The 16242-nt window shown below is 72.3% G+C and carries 18 protein-coding genes, 1 tRNA gene and 2 pseudogenes; 7 read left to right on the top strand and 14 right to left on the bottom strand.

Annotated elements, in window-relative coordinates:
• Positions 1–167: 167 nt before the first annotated feature.
• Both OG289_RS24880 and OG289_RS24875 read right to left on the bottom strand, forming a co-directional pair.
• Positions 168–461: a Dabb family protein gene (locus tag OG289_RS24880; protein ID WP_327316235.1), complete on the bottom strand. Its 294-nt coding sequence runs from the start codon at positions 459–461 to the stop codon at positions 168–170.
• Between the two features lie 29 nt (positions 462–490).
• The gene (locus OG289_RS24875; protein WP_327321050.1) at positions 491–661 is read right to left on the bottom strand and encodes a hypothetical protein; all 171 of its coding nucleotides are present in this window, start codon (positions 659–661) and stop codon (positions 491–493) included.
• 212 nt (positions 662–873) lie between these two features.
• Between OG289_RS24875 and OG289_RS24870 the strand changes: the two genes are divergently transcribed.
• Complete coding sequence (locus OG289_RS24870; protein WP_327316234.1) at positions 874–1137, top strand: PLD nuclease N-terminal domain-containing protein; 264 nt, start codon at positions 874–876, stop codon at positions 1135–1137.
• Here the strand turns inward: OG289_RS24870 and OG289_RS24865 are convergent.
• From OG289_RS24865 to OG289_RS24850, 4 genes are all read right to left on the bottom strand, one after another.
• Positions 1132–1216: transfer RNA gene (locus OG289_RS24865), tRNA-Ser, on the bottom strand. The genes OG289_RS24870 and OG289_RS24865 overlap by 6 nt on opposite strands.
• A 57-nt stretch (positions 1217–1273) precedes the next feature.
• The gene (locus OG289_RS24860) at positions 1274–1759 is read right to left on the bottom strand and encodes a nucleoside deaminase (RefSeq protein ID WP_327316233.1); all 486 of its coding nucleotides are present in this window, start codon (positions 1757–1759) and stop codon (positions 1274–1276) included.
• Between the two features lie 68 nt (positions 1760–1827).
• The gene (locus OG289_RS24855; protein WP_327320795.1) at positions 1828–2364 is read right to left on the bottom strand and encodes a tRNA adenosine deaminase-associated protein; all 537 of its coding nucleotides are present in this window, start codon (positions 2362–2364) and stop codon (positions 1828–1830) included.
• A 324-nt stretch (positions 2365–2688) separates the two neighbouring features.
• Positions 2689–2892: a hypothetical protein gene (locus OG289_RS24850; RefSeq protein WP_442818947.1), complete on the bottom strand. Its 204-nt coding sequence runs from the start codon at positions 2890–2892 to the stop codon at positions 2689–2691.
• Positions 2893–3048: 156 nt separating this feature from the next.
• On the opposite strand from OG289_RS24850, the gene upp reads away from it, so the two are divergent.
• Complete coding sequence (gene upp, locus OG289_RS24845; RefSeq protein WP_327316232.1) at positions 3049–3684, top strand: uracil phosphoribosyltransferase; 636 nt, start codon at positions 3049–3051, stop codon at positions 3682–3684.
• Positions 3685–3744: 60 nt separating this feature from the next.
• On the opposite strand, the gene OG289_RS24840 is transcribed toward upp, so the two are convergent.
• Together OG289_RS24840 and OG289_RS24835 are read right to left on the bottom strand one after the other, a co-directional pair.
• Complete coding sequence (locus tag OG289_RS24840; RefSeq protein ID WP_327320793.1) at positions 3745–4419, bottom strand: LytR C-terminal domain-containing protein; 675 nt, start codon at positions 4417–4419, stop codon at positions 3745–3747.
• A 170-nt stretch (positions 4420–4589) separates the two neighbouring features.
• Entirely contained in the window at positions 4590–4886 is a 297-nt protein-coding gene (locus OG289_RS24835; RefSeq protein ID WP_004943146.1) for a type II toxin-antitoxin system VapB family antitoxin, read from the bottom strand.
• A 134-nt stretch (positions 4887–5020) separates the two neighbouring features.
• Here OG289_RS24835 and OG289_RS24825 point away from each other — a divergent pair.
• A pseudogene (locus OG289_RS24825) lies at positions 5021–6128 on the top strand (helicase HerA-like domain-containing protein).
• Between the two features lie 39 nt (positions 6129–6167).
• On the opposite strand, the gene OG289_RS24820 reads toward OG289_RS24825, so the two are convergent.
• The 5 genes and pseudogenes from OG289_RS24820 to OG289_RS24800 form a co-directional block, all read right to left on the bottom strand.
• Entirely contained in the window at positions 6168–6290 is a 123-nt protein-coding gene (locus tag OG289_RS24820) for a hypothetical protein (RefSeq protein ID WP_327316230.1), read from the bottom strand.
• Between the two features lie 56 nt (positions 6291–6346).
• Positions 6347–6658 carry a hypothetical protein gene (locus tag OG289_RS24815; RefSeq protein WP_327316229.1) on the bottom strand — a complete coding sequence of 104 codons (312 nt, stop codon included), beginning with the start codon at positions 6656–6658 and terminating at the stop codon, positions 6347–6349.
• A gap of 137 nt (positions 6659–6795) precedes the next feature.
• A pseudogene (locus OG289_RS24810) lies at positions 6796–7456 on the bottom strand (HdeD family acid-resistance protein).
• A gap of 219 nt (positions 7457–7675) precedes the next feature.
• Entirely contained in the window at positions 7676–8269 is a 594-nt protein-coding gene (locus OG289_RS24805) for an HhH-GPD-type base excision DNA repair protein (protein WP_327316228.1), read from the bottom strand.
• A gap of 24 nt (positions 8270–8293) precedes the next feature.
• Entirely contained in the window at positions 8294–9046 is a 753-nt protein-coding gene (locus OG289_RS24800; RefSeq protein ID WP_327316227.1) for a siderophore-interacting protein, read from the bottom strand.
• A 74-nt stretch (positions 9047–9120) separates the two neighbouring features.
• Between OG289_RS24800 and OG289_RS24795 the strand changes: the two genes are divergently transcribed.
• The 4 genes from OG289_RS24795 to OG289_RS24780 all read left to right on the top strand — a co-directional run bounded on the left by OG289_RS24795 (position 9121) and on the right by OG289_RS24780 (position 15230).
• On the top strand, positions 9121–11793 hold the full coding sequence (locus tag OG289_RS24795) for a GNAT family N-acetyltransferase (protein WP_327316226.1): 2673 nt from the start codon (positions 9121–9123) through the stop codon (positions 11791–11793).
• A complete protein-coding gene (locus tag OG289_RS24790; protein WP_327316225.1) occupies positions 11790–12275 on the top strand; it encodes a cupin domain-containing protein in 486 nt (161 codons plus the stop codon). The genes OG289_RS24795 and OG289_RS24790 overlap by 4 nt, the downstream gene beginning before the upstream one ends.
• The gene (locus tag OG289_RS24785) at positions 12272–13078 is read left to right on the top strand and encodes an SDR family NAD(P)-dependent oxidoreductase (RefSeq protein ID WP_327316224.1); all 807 of its coding nucleotides are present in this window, start codon (positions 12272–12274) and stop codon (positions 13076–13078) included. Before OG289_RS24790 ends, OG289_RS24785 begins: the two co-directional genes overlap by 4 nt.
• A 169-nt stretch (positions 13079–13247) precedes the next feature.
• Positions 13248–15230 carry a copper resistance CopC/CopD family protein gene (locus OG289_RS24780; RefSeq protein ID WP_327320792.1) on the top strand — a complete coding sequence of 661 codons (1983 nt, stop codon included), beginning with the start codon at positions 13248–13250 and terminating at the stop codon, positions 15228–15230.
• Positions 15231–15332: 102 nt separating this feature from the next.
• On the opposite strand, the gene OG289_RS24775 is transcribed toward OG289_RS24780, so the two are convergent.
• The gene (locus OG289_RS24775; protein ID WP_327316223.1) at positions 15333–16175 is read right to left on the bottom strand and encodes a helix-turn-helix transcriptional regulator; all 843 of its coding nucleotides are present in this window, start codon (positions 16173–16175) and stop codon (positions 15333–15335) included.
• Positions 16176–16242 lie beyond the last annotated feature (67 nt).

The following is a 16242-nucleotide window of genomic DNA, read 5'->3' as shown; positions in this document are numbered from 1 at the left end:
GTCAAAAGCGGTCATAGCATCACAAGACATGTGCACTGTGTGCAAGCACCCCATAACGCCGTGTTGAAGGAGAAGTTGGTGCATTGTCCGTGATCGAGGACGCACAAATGCCCCCCGCCGTTCGGGCGGAGGGCTCCGTACTGCCGGGTACTGCCGACAGGGTCGGCTCAGAACTCGTAGTCGGCGACCACCCAGGTGGCGAACTCCCGCCACAGGGCGACGCCCGCCTGGTGGTCCGGGTGCTCGAGGTAGCGCTTCAGGGCGTCCGCGTCCTCGACCGCCGAGTTGATCGCGAAGTCGTAGGCGACGGGGCGCTCGCTGATGTTCCAGCCCAGCTCCCAGAAGCGCAGCTCCTCGATCTGGACGCTCAGCGCCCGGAAGGCCGCTTCGCCCCGCGCGACCCGGGGATCGTCGCGCCGGACGCCCTCGTTGAGCTTGAAAAGGACCAGGTGGCGGATCATGGGCACTCCCAGTGCGTACGACGGCCCGGCTACCGCGCCCCGTCGGCGAGCCAGGTGAAGAAGTCGCCGATGGCCTTTGCGGCGTCCGATATGCCCTCAAAGCCTATCTGGACGTAGTCCGCCGCCTTCGCCGGGTCCGTGATGATCACGTAGAGCGCGAAGACCACAAGCACGTAGACGGCGATCTTCTTGGCGTTCACCGCCACCTGGCCTCCCCTGTGTGTGCCCGTTTGGGCCCCTGTTGCCGGCGGCGAGTGTAACCGCCCGTCCGATTTTCACACTGCTTTTGAGCGTTCGCGGCGCGTTCATGAACGGCGGCGCGGTCGTGAACCGTTCGGGGGGTCTCGTCCGATGAAGGGATGAAGGCCGCCGGTCGGAGGCGGGCGAAAAGGGTGAGAAGGAGAGAAGGCGCATGTCGCTGCAACTGCTGAGCACTGTCCCGGTGGTCCTCGTGGCCGTGCTGTGCGTGGGGGCGTTTCTCGACTGCGTCCGGACTCCCGGGGAGCGAGTCCGCCACGTGCCCAAACCGCTGTGGCTGCTGTTCATGCTCAGCGCCCCGATCGTCGGCGGCCTCGCCTGGACGTACCTGGGCAAGCGGCCCGAGCCGCGCGAAAGCACAGGCGACATGACGAAGGGTCCGGTTCATCGAACCGGACCCTTCGTCCACCAGCGGTAGCGGAGGGATTTGAACCCTCGGTGACTTGCGCCACACTCGCTTTCGAGGCGAGCTCCTTCGGCCGCTCGGACACGCTACCGAGAGAGACCTTACAACAAGGTGAGCCCCGGTTTGAAATCGGTATTCGGAGGGGGGATCAGCGATCGCGGAAGAAGTCCGTGAGGAGCCCCGCGCACTCCTGCGCGAGGACGCCCTCGACGACCTCGGGGCGGTGATTGAGGCGTCGGTCGCGGACGACGTCCCACAGGGAGCCGGCCGCGCCCGCCTTGTCGTCGCGGGCGCCGTAGACGACCCGGTCCACCCGGGACTGAACGAGAGCGCCCGCGCACATCGTGCACGGTTCGAGCGTCACCACGAGCGTGCAGCCGGACAGCCGCCACTCGCCCGCCCGTCGCCCACCACCACCCTTGCCGGAGGCGCTGCGCGCCGCTGAATCTCTCAAATTCGCTGCCGCCCGCCGGATGGCGAGCACCTCCGCGTGGGCCGTCGGATCGCCGCCGGCCTCGCGTTCGTTGTGGCCGACGGCGAGGACCGTCGTGCCGTCCGGAGCCAGCACGACGGCGCCGACCGGGACGTCCCCGCCCCGGGCGGCCAGCCGGGCCTCCTCCAGGGCGAGCCGCATCGCGGCCCGCCAGCGGTCGCGTACGGGGTCGGGTGTCCGGCCCCGGTCAGCCGCCGCGTCGGATGCGGTCAGCGGACGGTCTCCAGGACCTCCGAGGCGCCCAGGGCGTCGGCGATCTCGGTGAGCGCGTCCTCGGACAGCGACTTCAGTTCCTTCTCGCCGACGCCGAGGTCGTCGAGGATGCCGGCGTCGCCGACGGGGCCGTGCGGCACGGCCTCGGCGGAGCCGCCGCCCTCGGTGCCGTCGGAGTCCTCGTCCTCGTCCTCACCGTCCTCGGTGCCGTCGAGGTCGAGGGCGTCCAGATCCGTGTCGTCGTCATCCGGATCCCTTCCGAGCAGTTCGTCGGTGAGGAGGATCTCGCCGTACGAGCTGCGGGCGGCGGCAGCGGCGTCGGAGACGAAGATGCGAGGGTCCTCCTCGCCGTCGATGCGGACGACCCCGAACCAGGAGTCCTCCTGCTCGATCAGCACGAGCACCGTGTCCTCGTCGGGAGAGGCTTCCCGGGCCAGGTCGGCCAGATCCGACAGGGTCTCCACATCGTCGAGCTCTGTGTCGCTCGCTTCCCACCCGTCTTCGGTGCGCGCGAGCAGTGCGGCGAAGTACACCGTGACTCTCCCACTGGTCATAGGCGTGCCGGTTGGGGGTCCCCCCGGCGGAGGTTACGGGCGGAGAGAGAGCTCAGGCTCCGAGCCCCACCCACTCGGAATCGTGGCAGAAACAAGGCGTTCAGGGGACGTCTTCGGCTCCCTGTGTCCGGTGGTTTTGATCGCACGTACGTGAGGTCGTCCGTGAGCAACTCACCAGCACACTCGTTGCCGCCACCAGCGGATCGTACGCGGCTTTCCCGTGCGCCCACGCACGCCCACCCCAAGGGACACCCGTGGCGGCGCCGATCATCCCCGTATGCCCCAAGTCCCGTACCGCCACCACTACCAACGGAACGTGCGCATGCGCATCGCGTGGCGCAGCCGGGCGGTCTTCGCGCGGCGCGGCTGGACCCGGTCGCGCAGTTCGCGGGCCTCGGCCAGTTCGCGCAGGAACCGGGCGCGGCGTCGGCGGCGCTCGGCGTCGGACTCGGGCGGCCGTGCCGTTTCCGGCGCGTCGCGGTCGGGCAAGTCGGGCAGCTCAGGCATCAGCACACCACCCCGGGTACCCCGGTCCGTCTCCCTACCTTTCACCCACTTTCCCTCTGACGGGCGGTTTGATGCCAGCGAACGGCCGAAGTCGGAGGGATAGGTTCACTGTCTGTGCGGACACCGGGCGGGGTCGGCGCGGTTACTGTTGTGGACATGCGTCTCCACGTCGTCGACCACCCTCTGGTCGCCCACAAGCTCACCACGCTGCGCGACCAGCGCACGGACTCCGCGACCTTCCGCCGGCTGGCCGACGAACTGGTCACCCTGCTCGCCTACGAGGCCACGCGTGACGTGCGTACCGAGCAGGTCGACATCAAGACGCCGGTCGCCTCGACCACCGGCGTCAAGCTCTCCCATCCGCGCCCGCTGGTGGTGCCGATCCTGCGCGCGGGTCTCGGCATGCTCGACGGGATGATGCGGCTGCTGCCGACCGCCGAGGTGGGCTTCCTGGGCATGATCCGCAACGAGGAGACCCTGGAGGCGTCCACGTATGCCTCGCGCATGCCGGAGGACCTCTCCGCACGCCAGGTGTACGTCCTGGACCCGATGCTGGCCACCGGCGGCACGCTGGTCGCCGCGATTCGCGAGCTGATCCGGCGCGGCGCCGACGATGTGACGGCCGTGGTGCTGCTCGCCGCCCCGGAGGGCGTGGAGCTCATGGAGCGCGAGCTCGCGGGCACCCCGGTCACCGTCGTCACGGCGGCCGTCGACGACCACCTCAACGAGCACGGCTACATCGTCCCGGGCCTCGGCGACGCGGGCGACCGGCTGTACGGCGCGGCGGAGTAGTAACGCAGTCGTCGAGCACGGGGCAATGCCGAGCACGGGGCAATCGGGCAGAAGGGGCTGCTAGCAGGCCTTCTTCGTGCCGGTGCTCGCGGTCGGCCGTGGTGCGGCCAGGGCCGTCAGGGCCTTGGTCGCTTCCGCCTGGCTGGTCAGCGCCTTGAAGCCGTTGCCGATGATCAGGTCGACGGTCGCGCCCGTGCGGGCGGCGTCGGTGCGGCGCTCGGCGGTGCTGAGCTGGGTGGCGAGGACCGGCAGCGAGGTGTTCAGGGAGGACGCGGGGCCGAGCAGTATCCCGGTACCGGTGACCTTCTTGTCGTACTGCTTGGCGGCGTTGCCCACGTCGCCGATCTTGAAGCCGCGCTTCTTCAACTCGTCCGCGGTGGTCTTGGCGAGGCCGCTGCGGGTCGTGGCGTTGAAGACGTTCACGGTGATCTGCGCGGGCTTGGGCACCGCGCCCGAAGCCGCACCCGCACCCCTACCCGTACCCGTGCCGCCCGTCGCGGCGGCGGACCCGGAGGCCGCGGGGCTCGCCTTGGTGGCGTTCGTGGAGCAGTCGGCGCCGACCGCCGTGGCCGTCCCTCCGCCGCCCGTGAAGACGTCGATGAGCTGCAGAGTGCCCCAGCCGGCCACACCGAGCACGGCACCGCAGGCGACGACCACGACGACCAGCCTGCCGCGTCGCCGGTGCGGGCGCATGCGGGGGTACTTGTCCCCCGTGATCCGGTATTTACCGCCCATGCCGGGGGGAGTCAGCATGCTCATGGGCGCAGCGTAGTGCGCCGGGGCGGCCGTGACTAATAAACGATCATCCGACACCGTGCGGGGGTGCGGGAAAGAACCCGAACGGGTCAACCCGAGGGTTCGGCCGGGGTTCGCGACGCGTTGTGCGGCGCGATTCGCGGCGGGCGTCAGTCCAGCTCGAGCACGCGCGCGTGCAGCACCTGTCGCTGCTGGAGTGCCGCCCGCACCGCGCGGTGCAGTCCGTCCTCCAGGTACAGGTCGCCCTGCCACTTCACGACGTGCGCGAAGAGGTCGCCGTAGAACGTCGAGTCCTCCGCGAGCAGGGTTTCCAGGTCGAGCTGCTGCTTGGTGGTCACCAGCTGATCGAGGCGGACCGGGCGCGGCGCGACGTCCGCCCACTGCCGGGTGCTTTCCCGGCCGTGGTCGGGGTACGGCCGGCCGTTTCCGATGCGCTTGAAGATCACACGGAAAGCCTACCGGTCCAGACGTTCCGGGCGCAGCCATGGAGACGGAGTGCGACGGCGGAAAAGACGTGATGAACAGGGGTAAAACGGAATGCGGGGCGCCTGCGCGACGCCCCCGGTCCGCACCCCTCCCCATGCTGAACCGGCACGGCCTGGTCGCCGGCGCCACCGGCACCGGCACCGGCACCGGCAAGACCAGGACGCTCCGGCTGATCGCCGAGCGGCTCTCCGCGCAGGGTGTGCCCGTCTTCCTCGCGGAGGTCAAGGTCATGGCGGGCTTCTTCGGCGAGCCGGAGTCCGACACGGCCGAGTTCCTGCGCACGGCGGCCGACGGTCGCGGGATCGTGTCGGTCCTGGAACTGGCGCGGGCAAGCCGAAGCTCGTCGTCTGCTTCGACGAGGCGCACCTGCTCTTCGACGACGACTCGAAGGCGTTGCTCGACCCCATCACGCAGACCGTGCGACTGATTCGCTCGAAAGCAGTAGGCGTGTTCTTCGTCACGCAATGGTCAAGGACGTTCCCGGCGACGTCCTCGCCCAGCTCGCCAACCGCGTCCAGCAGGCCCTGCGGGCCTTCACCCCGGACGACCGGAAGGCCCTCGAGGTCACGGTGAAAGCGTTCCCGAACTCCGCCCACGACCTGGAGGAACTGCTCACCGGGCTCGGCGCCGGCGAGGCCGTCGTCACGGTCCTCGGCGAGAGGGGCGCCCAGGCCCCGGTCGCCGCGATCCGGCTGCGCGCCCCCGAGTTCCTGATGGGCGCGGTCGACGGCCCGGCCCTCGACAGCGCGGTGCAGGGGTCCCCGCTCCACGGGCGGTATGCACAGGCTGTGGAAAGAGAGTCGGCGTTCGAGAAGCCGGCGGTCAGGCCCACGGAACAGCCGGAACAGCGGAAGCGGTGGGGGCGGCCAGGGTGGTTGGAACAGCCGGAGCAGCGGAAGCGGTCGGGGTGGCCAGGGTGGTTGGAACAGCCGGAACAGCGGAAGCGGTCGGGGTGGCCAGGGTGGTTGGAACAGCTGGAGCAGCGGAAGCGGTCGGGGTGGCCAGGGTGGTTGGAACAGGAGCAGCGGAAGCGGTCGGGGCGGTTGGGCCAGCCGGAGGAGGCGCAGGCCGAGGAGTGGCCGTCCCTCGTCGAACAGGTCGTCGGCAGGGGCGTGTTCAAGTCGCCGGCCCGGTCCGCCGGCACGCAGACCGGCCGGGAGAACACCCGCTCACTCTTCGGCGCGGCCCGGCGGAGGCGGTAGGCCGGCGGTTTCCCGCCGGGTGCCGCCTCCGCCGACCGGTCAGCGGTCCCGTTTCTCCTGGGGCGGCTGCGGGATCCGCTCCTTCACCTGCGTTTTCGGTGTGTTGCGGACGGCCTCCGCGCGCAGCAGGGCGCGCAGGACCGCGTACGGGTCGGTGGGCATGACTGTGCTCCTCGCGTCGTACACGTCGTACTGACTGGCCTCGGGGCGGGGCTCGGTCAGCAGCGCAGGACCACGGTGCGCAGGGCGTGCAGGGCGCACGACGGCCCCGGTGGCGCGGGAAGCGGCCGGTCCGCCGGGACACCGGGCGCCGGGACCGGGAGCGGCGCGGGGCGCAGGAGTGCGGCGGGCCGGTGGGCGCAGGGGGCGGGTCGCAGCGCCGTGTCGAGGACGTCGTACTCGGCGATCTCGCCGGCGGCGACCGGCGTCGTGGCGAGTTCGGCGGGGGCGCCCGGCACCAGCAGGGCGAGGAGCACGACGAGCACCCGCAGCCAGGCGCGGCTGCGGGAGTGGCTGCGTGCGGTGCTCATGGCAGGTCATCTCCCCGCGACATGCCAGCCGTTCAGCACGCCGGGCGCGAGAATCACCTGTTCGGAGGAGGGGGGAGCGGGGAACGCGGGAGCGCGGGAGCGCGGGAGCGCGGGGACGCGGGGACGCGGGGACGTGCTCAGAGGGTGCGCGGGACCTGGCGGGCGCGGCCGCGGATGCTGAGCGCGGTGAGGATCTCGACGACGCCGACGACCGCAAGCCAGATGCCGCCGACGAGGGTGAGCACGGCGACCGACTCGAAGGGCGAGTCGATCAGGACGATCCCGGCGACGAAGGTGACGATCCCCAGGAAGATCTGCCAGCCGCGGGCCGGCATGGACGTGTCGGAGACGGCGGCCAGGGTCTGGGTGATCCCGCGGATCAGCCAGCCGATGCCGATCCACAGGGCGAGCAGCAGGATCGACTGCATCGGGCCGCGGAAGCAGAACAGGCCCAGCAGCAGGGACAGCGCGCCGCTGATGACGCCGAGGACGCGCAGCGAGGTCGTCATGGGGGAGGGTGCCGAAGGCGGCCACCAGCTGGAAGATGCCGCTGATCACGAGGTAGAGGCCGAAGAGGATGCCGGCCGCGAAGAGCGAGGCGCCCGGCCAGACCAGCACCAGGACGCCGAGGATCAGGGAGGCGACGCCGGTGAGCAGCACGATCTGCCAGGCGGCGCGGGACAAGGCGTGCAGCGGCCCCTCGAAGGGCGGCTCCGGCTCGTGGCCGTGCCGCTGGGTGTGGACCTTGCGGTCGTCGTACTCCCGGCCCCAGGAGGGGCCGGTCGGTGGCTCGGTCATGTCCCCAGCTCAGACCGGGCGGCGACGGCCCGCCACCCGGGCGGGCCACACGACTTACCCCGTGGCGGCTTACCCCGTGGCGGCTTACCCCGTGGCGGCCCACTCCGTGGCGGCCCACTCCGTGGCGGCCCACCCCGTGAATGCCCACTCCGTGGCGGCCCACCCCGTGGGGGCCCACCCCGTGAATGCCCACTCCGTGGGGGCCTACCCCGTGACGGCTTACCCCTTGGCGGCCTTCGCGGCCTTCGCCGCCGCCTTCATCTCCTGCTTGTGCGCCCGCACCTTCGCCAGCGACTCCGGGCCGGTGATGTCGGCGACGGACCGGAAGGACTTCGGTTCGCCGTAGGAGCCGGCCGCCTCCCGCCAGCCCGTGGGGCGCACGCCGAGCTGCTTGCCGAGCAGGGCCAGGAAGATCTGTGCCTTCTGCTTGCCGAAGCCGGGCAGGTCCTCGAGGCGCCTGAGCAGCTCCGTGCCGGTGGCCACGCCGTCCCAGACGGCGTCGGCGTCACCGTCGTAGTGCTCGACGAGGTACTGGCAGAGCTGCTGGATGCGCTTGGCCATGGAGCCGGGGTAACGGTGCACGGCCGGCTTCTCGGAGAGCAGCGCGGCGAAGGCCTCCGGGTCCTGGGCGGCGATGTCGTGGGCGTCCAGGTCGTCGGCGCCGAGCCGGTCGGCGATCGTCCGGGGCCCCTTGAACGCCCACTCCATCGGAACCTGCTGGTCCAGCAGCATCCCGACCAGCGCGGCGAGCGGGGAGCGCCCGAGGAGCTGGTCGGCCTCGGGGTCCTGGGAGAGCTGAAGGGTGACGTCCATGCGTCGATGATCCCGCCTGCGCCCTCAGCTCGCGCGCCAGTACCCCAGCGCGTGCAGCCGCTCCTTCGGGACGCCCAGTTCCCTGCGCAGGTATGCCGTCAGCGTCCGGGTGGTGCGGGTGTCGCAGGCGATCCAGACGTACGGGTCGGGGGTGGCCGTCAGGAGCGCGGGCAGTTCCGCCTTGACCTGCTCGACGAGGTGGGCGCCCGCGTCGCGTCGGGGCACGTGCCGTATCTCGTGGCGGGCGGGGTCGGTCCGGAAGGGGAGGCCGTCCGTGCCGTCGGGGTCGTCGGGGGAGCCCTCGAACCAGACGGTCGCCGGGGCGGCGCCGAGCGCGCCCTCGCCCGTGCCGAGCAGGGAGTTGATGGCGGGCAGGGAGGCCGGGTCGCCGATCACGAGGACGTGGGAGGGGGCCGGGGCGGGCGGTTCGAAGGCGGTGCCCTGGACGGTCGCGTCGATGGTGTCGCCGGGCTTCGCCGCCCGTGCCCAGTCGCTGGCGGCGCCCTCGTGCAGGGCGAACTCCAGGCTGAAGGAGCCGGCCGCCGGGTCGGGGTCGACGAGGGTGTAGGCCCGCTGGTGCGGTCGGCCGGCGTTCTCGAACCAGAGCCGGACCCATATCGTCGGGTGGACGCCGGTGGCGGCGAGCAGTCCGCCGTCGGAGAGGCGCAGCCGGCGGTAGTGGCCGGTGACCTCCTCCGTGCCCGTCACGGTGAGGGTGAAGTCCTTCGCGCGCATCAATTTGAGGACCGCGCCCTCCCAGCCCCGCCCCTGCGCCATGACCTCTTCCCCCTCGCGTACGATTCCGGCACAACTCACTTAGGCAAGGCTAACCTAAAGCAAAGAGGTCGCCGGTGACCACCGAGATCTATCGCGACGCCTGGGGCGTCCCGCATCTGCGCGCCGACGGCGCCCACGCGCTCGCCCGTCTCCAGGGACTGGTCACGGCCCGCGACCGCGCCTGGCAGCTGGAGGTCGAACGGCACCGCGCGCGCGGCACCTCGGCCTCCTTCCTCGGCCCCGAGGCCCTCGCCTGGGACCGCTTCGCGCGCCGCGTCCGCCTCGACGACACGGCGAGACGCTGCTACGACGAACTGCAGAGACAGGACCCGGAGACGGCGCACTGGGTCGGCGCGTACGTCGACGGCGTCAACGAAGGGCTGAAGGCGACCGTGGCCCCCGAGTTCACGCGGGTCGGCCTCGCCCCCGGCCGCTGGGAGCCCTGGACCCCGCTCGGCGTCTGGCTGGCCACGCACATCCTGTTCGCCGGGTTCCCCGCCAAGCTGTGGCGCGAGGAGGCCGCCCGGCAGCTCGGCCCCGAGGCGGTCGGCCTGTTCGCCACCGACGGACCCGGCACCTCCGGCAGCAACGGCTGGCTGGTGAGCGGCTCCCGGACGGTCACCGGTCAGCCGGTCATCGCCGGCGACCCGCACCGCTTCATCGAGGACCCCGGCGTCTACCAGCAGATCCGCCTCGCCTGCGACGAGTTCGACGTCGTCGGCCTCGCCGTCCCCGGAGTCCCCGGCATCGCGCACTTCGGCCACACCGGTACGGTCGCCTGGGCCATTACCAACGCCATGGCCGACTACCAGGACCTCTACCGCGAACGGCTGCGCCGCACGGGCGCGGGAGTGGAGGCCCTCGGCCCGGACGGCACCTGGCGGCGGGTCACCCGGCACACCGAACTCGTGCGCGTGGCAGGGGAGGAGACCGTCGAGGTCGAGGTCCTGGAGACGGAGCGCGGCCCGGTGATCGCCGGCGGTCCGGAGGGCCTCGAGGACGGCACCCCTCTCGCGCTGAGTCTGCGCCACCCGCCCCGCGTCACCGCCGACCTGGGGTTCGGCGCGCTGCTGCCCCTGCTCCGGGCCCGCCGGGTCGCCGACGTGGACCGTGCCGTCGACCTCTGGGCCGAGCCCGTCAACGTCGTCCAGGCCGCCGACACCGAGGGCGGCCTGCTGCACCGCGTCGCGGGCCGGGTGCCGCTGCGCGCCGAGGCCAACCACACCCGGCTGGTGCCCGCCTGGGAACCGGGCCACGAGTGGACCGGCTGGCACGAGATGCCCCGCGCCGGACTGGCCGACGGCGTCGCCGTGATGGCCAACCAGCGAGGCCCGGCCGGTGAGTTGGGCGTCGAGTTCGCCCCGCCGCACCGCGCCGACCGCATCCGGGCGCTGCTGGACGGGAAGCGTGCCTGGTCCGCGTCCGACATGGCGGCCCTCCACACGGACACCTATCTGGCCTCCGCCGCACCCCTGTTGGACCACCTGGCCGCCCTCGACGACCTGACCGGACCGTCCGTCGAACTCCGCGACCGCCTCCTGCGCTGGGACCGGCGCATGGACGCCGACAGCCGGGAAGCGGCCCGGTTCGCCGCCCTGCGCAGCGCCCTCGTCCGCCGCCTCGCCGCGCACCCGGCCTTCGCCGCCCTGACGACCCCGCCCGCCTACCCGGAGGTCTTCCTCCCCTGGCTGGCCCTCCTCCCGCGCATCGGCTTCTCGCTCGAACACCTCCTGCGCGCCGAGGAGTTGTACGGCATCGACCGCCCGGCACTCGTCCGGGAGGCGCTGGAGGAGGTCGCCGGACAGCCGGATCCGGACGCCCGCTGGGGCGACACCCACCGCCTCGCCCCCTGGCGGGCCCTGCCCGACCCCTCGGCCGACGCCCCGGCCCTCTCCGGCGACCACGACTGCGTGCTGTGCACCTCGGCCGTGCCCGGCTGGACCGACCTCGCCGCACGCGGCCCGGCCGCCCGCTACGTGTGGGACCTGGCCCGCCGCGAGGACAGCCTGTGGGTCGTCCCGTACGGCGCGTCCGGCCTCCCCGACAACCCCCACCACCACGACCAACTCCCCCTGTGGCTGAAGGGCGAACTGGCCCCGGTCGTCACCGACTGGGCGCAGCTGACGAAGGAGAGCGACATGGCTGACCCCCGCACCCCGAACGCCTACGTCCACGAGCAGGCGGCCGACGGTTTCGGCACCGTCCGCATCCGCCCCCTCGACGCCGAGCGCGACGCGGACGTCGTCCACGGCTGGGTGAGCGAGGAGCGGGCCGCGTTCTGGGGCATGAACGGTCTGACGCGGGACCAGGTCGCCGAGATCTACGCCCACATGGCGGGTCTCGACACCCACCACGCCTTCCTGACCGAGCTGGACGGCGTCCCGGTCGCCCTCCTCCAGACGTACGAGCCGACCGAGGACCGGGTCGGCGAGGTCTACGCGGTCGAGCCCGGGGACATCGGAGTGCACGTGCTCATCGCGCCCGCCGGTGAGTACGGCGTACGGCCGGGCTGGTCGGCGGCGCTGATGGGGGCCTTCGCGTCGTACGTGCTGCTGGGCCTGGACCGGCGCCGGGTCGTGGTGGACCCGGACGTACGCAACGAGAAGGCGATCGCCCGGTTCTTCCGGCAGGGCTTCGAGGCGGGGCCGGTCGTCACCCTCCCGGAGATCGACCTGCCGGACGTGTACCTGCCGGAGAAGAAGGCACAACTGGCTTTCCTGCGCCGGGAGGTAGCGTTCCCCGGGTGACAGCGCCCCTCACCCCGGAAGACCTCGTCGCCCTCTACGGCCTGGAGCCGATCCCCCGCGAGGGCGGCCTGTTCCGCCGTACGTGGGAGGGTCCCGAGGGGCCGGACGGCCGCCCCGCCGGCTCCGCGATCGTCGCGCTGGTCACCGCCGACGACCACTCGGCCCTGCACCGCCTGTCCACCGACGAGGTCTGGCACTTCTACCTCGGCGACCCGCTCGAGTTGCTGCTCCTCGCCCCCGACGGCACCTCCCGCACGGCGGTGCTCGGCCCGGACGTCCTCGGCGGGCAGCAGCCGCAGCTCACCGTGCCCGCCCGCACCTGGATGGGCGCACGGGTGGTCGCCGGGGGCGCCTGGACCTTCTTCGGCTGCACGATGGCCCCCGGCTTCACCTACGGGGACTACGAACACGGGGACGCGGCCGTCCTGACGGCGCGTTATCCGGACCGGGCGCCCCTGATCAGGGAACTGTGCCGTCCATGACGACACGGACGACACGGACGACATCGACGACGTTGTCGGCGGGCCAGGTGGCCCTGATCATCGGGGCGGGCGGCGGCATCGGGCGCGGCATCGCCCTGCGGTTCGCCCAGGAGGGCGCGGCGGTGGCGCTGCACTGCCGTACGGAGGTGGCGGCGACGCGGGAATTGGCGCGGGAGATCGGCGAGCGGGCGGTCGTACTGCCGGGCGCCGATCTGACCGTCGAGGGGGAGTGCCGGCGACTGGTCCGGGAAGCCGCCGAGTGGGGCGCCCGGTGGGGCGGTCGGCCGGGCGAGGCTCGGCTGACGGCGCTCGTCAACAACGCGGGCGTCCAGCCGGTGCAGCCGCTGCCCTCAATGACGGCGGCGGACTGGCGGGCGGTCGTCGACACCAACCTGACCAGCGTGTTCGCGTGTACGCAGGCGGCGGCGGAGGTGATGCGGGAGCGCGGCGGGACCATCACCCACATCGCCTCCGTGGAGGCGGTCACGCCCGCCCCCGGTCACGCCCACTACTGCGTCTCCAAGGCGGCGGTCGTGATGCACGCGCGGGCGGCGGCACAGGAGTACGGGCCGTTCGGCATCCGCGTGAACACGGTCTCGCCGGGGCTGATCGACCGGGAGGGCCTGGCCGAGGCCTGGCCGGAGGGGGTGCGGCGGTGGCGGGAGGCGGTCGCGGTCGGCCGGCTGGGCCGCCCCGAGGACGTCGGCGACGCCTGCGTGTTCCTGGCCTCGCCGCTCGCGTCCTGGATCACCGGGCACGACCTGGTGGTGGACGGCGGGGTGTCGGCGCGCCCGACGTGGTGAGCCGGGCGGAGCCGAGTGAACCGGATGCCCTGTGCATGCGTACGTAACCACGAGCACGCGAGTCTCGAGTCTCGAGCAGTACGGAGCAGGTGACGTGAGCGAAGGGCGCGATGGCGGACGACAGGGCGGTGAGCGGCCCGGAGGCGGGCGGCGGCGACTTCAAGGGCTGGTGCTGCTGGGCACCGTGCTGGTCCTGCTCCTCCTCGGCGGCGGACCGGCCTCGGCGCACGCGGCCCTCCGCAGCTCCGACCCCGCCGACGGAAGCGTCGTCAAGACGGCCCCCGACGCCATCACCCTCACCTTCACCGAGTCGGTAGGCCTGCTCGACGACTCCTTCCGCGTCTTCGACCCCGACAACCAGCGGGTGAAGTCGGGCAGGACGGGGCACGCGGACGGCCGCGCCGACACCGCGCGGATCACCCTGCCCGACAAGCTGGGCACCGGCACGTTCACGGTGGCGTGGCGGGTGGTGTCGGCTGACAGCCACCCGATCGCGGGCGCCTTCACCTTCTCCGTGGGCGAACCCTCCGCGATCCCGCCGGCCCTGCCCAGCACCTCCGTGGAGAACCCGGCGACCAGCGGCCTCTTCAACATCGGCCGCTATGTCGCGTACATCGCCGCGGCTCTCCTCATCGGCACGGCGGTCTTCGTCGCCGTCTGCCGGCCGCCGGACGTCCGGCCCCTGCGCGGGCTGCTGCTGGCCGGCTGGTGGGCGCTCGCCGCGTCGACGGTGTTCCTGCTCCTGCTGCGCGGCCCCTACGAGACAGGCACCGGCCCGGCGCAGGTCCTCGACCCGTCCGGCCTGACCCGCACGCTGGGCACCCGTCCGGGCCTGGCCCTGGTGGCGCGCCTCGCGCTGCTGGCGGTGGCCGCGGTCCTGCTGCCGCGGCAGCGGGGGCTCCTCCAGGAGCGTAGGGGGGAGCAGCCGTCGCGCGCGGCGCTCCTGACCGGCGCCGCACTGGCGGTGGGCCTGGCCCTGACCTGGGCCGCCGCCGAACACGCCTCGGCCGGTATCCAGGTCCCGGCGGCGATGACGTCCTCGGTGCTGCACCTGCTGGCCATGGCGGCGTGGCTGGGCGGACTGACGGCCCTGCTCACCCTGCTCTACCGCGCATCCGTCCCGTCGCGCGTGGTCAGCGGCTTCTCGCGGCTGGCGGGGCTCTCGGTGACGGTCCTGGTGGTGACGGGCGTCTACCAGTCCTGGCGCGGCCTCGGCTCCGTGTCCGCGCTGACGGACACGACGTACGGCCGGGTCCTGCTCGCCAAACTGGCCGTGGTGACGCTGCTGTTGGTGGCGGGGGCGCGGTCGAGGCAGACGGTGACGACGGTGACAAGGGGGGCAAGGGGGGCAAGGGAAAGGACGGCGAGGAACGTGACGGTCGAGACGGCTGAGGCGCAGACGGCTGAGGCTCTGCGGCAGGAACAGAAGGAAGCGCGGGTTCCGGAGCCGGTGGGCGGCCGGGCGGCCGGCTCGTCCGGTGAGTCGTCTGCCGTACCGACGGCCGCCTCGAAGCTGCCCGAGAAGCCGTCGGCCGAGAAGTCGTCGGCCGAGAAGCCTTCGGTCGAGAAGGCTGCGACCGAGAAGGCTGCGACCGAGGAGCCTTCGGGCGAGAAGCCCGTGGCGAAGCAGCCCGCCCTCACCCCCGCCGAGGACGCCCAGCGTCGGGCGCTGCGTCGCTCCGTGCTGGCGGAGGTCGCCGTCTCCGTCGTCGTGCTCGTCCTCACGACCGTGCTGACGGGCACCCTCCCGGGCCGGGCGGCGGCCGAGGCGGCGACGGCGGAGCAGTCGGCCGGGCTGCCCGTGGCCTCGGTGACCAACATCCCCTTCGAGATCGGCTCCCCCGGCGTCCGCAGCGTCAGCGGCAAGGTGCAGGTCACCCTCGACCCGGGCCGGGTCGGCGACAACGGCCTACAGGCCGTGGTCTACGGCCCCGACGGCGGTTTCGTCAGCGTCCCCGAACTGCGCCTGTCCTTCAGCCTGCCCGACCAGGACATCGGCCCCATCGACGCCAAGATCACCGACAAGGGCGGCTACTGGGCCGCCGACGCCGTCAACCTGCCCATCCCCGGCACCTGGGAGATGAAGGCGACGGTACGGGTGTCGGACACCGACCAGGTGAGCGAGTCGAAGCCGGTGCGGATCGTGCGCTAGCGGAGACGTTCCTCGACGAGCCGACCCTGCTCGTGGACGGATCCCGCTGACCGGTCCCGCCGACCGGACACCGTAAGCAACGAGGAAGAGGGCCACCTCGGGTCAGGGGGTGAGCTGTTGGTGTCCTATGACGGAGAGCAGCTCGAGCTTTCCCTGGCTGTCCGTGCCGGGGCGGGCGGTCATGACCACCAGCGTCTGGGCGCGGTTCTCGGTGAACAGGACCTGGGCGTCGACCTCGATGCGGCCGAGGCCGGGGTGGAGGATCGTCTTGTTGTCGCCGTAGCGCTGGGCGACCTCCTGGAGTTCCCACGCACGGACGAACTCGGGGCTGCGTTCCTGAAGTTCGGCGACGATCCGGGCGGCCCGCGGGTCTTTGCTGCCGGCCGTCAGCGCGGCCCGCAGGCGGGCCGCCTGGGCGCGGCCGTGACGGGGGTGGTCCTCCTCGGGGTACACCAGCCGCTCGGCAGGGTCGGTGAACCAGCGGTAGTAGGCGCTGCGGGCCAGACCGGTGTGCCGCATCTGGTCGCCGAGCAGCGCGAGGGCGATCGGGTTCATCGCGAGGGTGTCGGCCATGTCGGACAGCACCAGGGCCGGGGTGTCGTCGTTCAGACGCTCCAGGACCCGCAGGAGGACCGGGCTGACGTGCTCGGAGCGCTGGAAGCGGGCGGGCGCGTTGTGGCCGACGAGGGCAAAGAGATGGTCGCGTTCGTCCGGTGTCAGCCGCAGGGCCCGGGCGAGGGCCGTGGTGATCTGGAGGGACGGCTGCGGGGCGCGCCGCTGTTCCAGGCGGGCGTAGTAGTCGGTGGACATGCCGGCGAGCTGGGCGACCTCCTCGCGGCGCAGCCCCTGGGTACGCCTGCGAGGCCCCTCGACCAGCCCGACGTCGCGGGGGCGCAGAGCCTCACGCCGTCGGCGCAGGAACTCCGCCAGCTCCTTCTTGTGCATGCCCTCCATCGTCGCCGCTTTCCGCCGTCCCAGCCAGGGACCGTGGATCCATGGACAAACCTTCCAC

The organism is Streptomyces sp. NBC_01235 (genome assembly GCF_035989285.1).
In the GTDB taxonomy this organism is placed as follows: Bacteria; Actinomycetota; Actinomycetes; order Streptomycetales; family Streptomycetaceae; genus Streptomyces.
The sequence above is the reverse complement of the archived record's forward strand: the minus strand, read 5'-3'. Positions and strand labels throughout refer to the sequence as shown.

Coding starts and splice junctions, on each gene's coding strand:
- OG289_RS24860 (WP_327316233.1), bottom strand. CDS start 1,759: ATGCGGCTCGCCCTGGAGGAGGCCCGGCTGGCCGCCCGGGGCGGGGAC.
- OG289_RS24775 (WP_327316223.1), bottom strand. CDS start 16,175: ATGCACAAGAAGGAGCTGGCGGAGTTCCTGCGCCGACGGCGTGAGGCT.
- OG289_RS24805 (WP_327316228.1), bottom strand. CDS start 8,269: ATGGACGTCACCCTTCAGCTCTCCCAGGACCCCGAGGCCGACCAGCTC.
- OG289_RS24820 (WP_327316230.1), bottom strand. CDS start 6,290: ATGCCCACCGACCCGTACGCGGTCCTGCGCGCCCTGCTGCGCGCGGAG.
- OG289_RS24840 (WP_327320793.1), bottom strand. CDS start 4,419: ATGGGCGGTAAATACCGGATCACGGGGGACAAGTACCCCCGCATGCGC.
- upp (WP_327316232.1), top strand. CDS start 3,049: ATGCGTCTCCACGTCGTCGACCACCCTCTGGTCGCCCACAAGCTCACC.
- OG289_RS24815 (WP_327316229.1), bottom strand. CDS start 6,658: ATGAGCACCGCACGCAGCCACTCCCGCAGCCGCGCCTGGCTGCGGGTG.
- OG289_RS24850 (WP_442818947.1), bottom strand. CDS start 2,892: ATGCCTGAGCTGCCCGACTTGCCCGACCGCGACGCGCCGGAAACGGCA.
- OG289_RS24785 (WP_327316224.1), top strand. CDS start 12,272: ATGACGACACGGACGACACGGACGACATCGACGACGTTGTCGGCGGGC.
- OG289_RS24870 (WP_327316234.1), top strand. CDS start 874: ATGTCGCTGCAACTGCTGAGCACTGTCCCGGTGGTCCTCGTGGCCGTG.
- OG289_RS24800 (WP_327316227.1), bottom strand. CDS start 9,046: ATGGCGCAGGGGCGGGGCTGGGAGGGCGCGGTCCTCAAATTGATGCGC.
- OG289_RS24880 (WP_327316235.1), bottom strand. CDS start 461: ATGATCCGCCACCTGGTCCTTTTCAAGCTCAACGAGGGCGTCCGGCGC.